Origin of the sequence: Mesorhizobium sp. M7A.F.Ca.CA.001.08.2.1 (assembly GCF_003998455.1) — a bacterium.
GTDB lineage: Bacteria > Pseudomonadota > Alphaproteobacteria > Rhizobiales > Rhizobiaceae > Mesorhizobium > Mesorhizobium ciceri.
Genome location: NZ_RZPW01001265.1, coordinates 1 through 922, shown reverse-complemented (window position 1 = coordinate 922; position 922 = coordinate 1). Strand labels below are relative to the sequence as shown.

Here is a 922-nt window from a genome sequence, read left to right as displayed (position 1 = left end):
GTCGTGTCGCTCTTGCCCATCACCTGACGCCGACCGGCGGCGTGCAGGCCGAGTATGTGGTGGCGCGGCTGCAGAGCGACCTGTTCTATCTCATATCGACGCCGCGCGCCGAACGCTGGAACCTTGACGATCTCGGCCGGCTGTTGCCGAAGGACGGCAGCGTGCATCTGCGCAACGTCACGGAGGATCGCGGCAGCTTCACGGTGGTTGGGCCGAAGGCGCGCGACATACTGCAGCCGCTGACGGAGATCGACCTCTCCAACGAGGCCTTCCCATGGTTCAGCGTACAGTCCGGCACCGTCGGCATGGCCAGCGACGTATGGCTGCTGCGTGTCAACTATTCGGGTGAGCTGGGATGGGAACTCTATCATCCACTCTGCTACCAGCGGCATTTGCTGGATGCGCTTCTGGCATCGGGAGAGGCACACGGGCTGAGGCTGGTCGGACTTCAAGCGCTGGAATCGCTTCGTCTCGATAAATCCTACCGGGCCATGTACCGCGATATGAACCCCGAATTGTCCGCCTGGGAAAGCGGCCTCGAGCGCTTCATCAGCCTCGACAAGAGGGACTTCATCGGCCGAGCGGCACTGGTCGCGAAACAGCAGCAGGTTACACGCCGGATCGCCACACTGTCGATCGACACGGACGGTGCGAGCGCATTCGCCTTCGAGGGCGTTTACCGCGAAGGCGAGCTCGTCGGCCACATCACCTCGGCGGGCTACTCCTACACTTTTGGTCACGACATCGCACTTGCGCTGCTGCCCCTGGAACTTGTGTCGCCCGGTACCGAGCTCGAGGTTTCGATCCTCGGCGAGCGCCGCGCGGCAAAGGTGATCGCCGACTCGCCCTATGATCCGGAAGGCGCCCGCGGGCGCATGTGAGGTATCCCGGAGTACAGTTTCCGGTTCATCGATGTCTCAAC

1 protein-coding gene is annotated in these 922 nt (G+C 62.9%); it reads left to right on the top strand.

The genetic code is table 11. The features are described from left to right. The coding region (locus EN914_RS36705; protein ID WP_164779228.1) for an aminomethyltransferase family protein at positions 1-881 on the top strand (881 nt) is incomplete at its 5' end. Positions 882-922 lie beyond the last annotated feature (41 nt).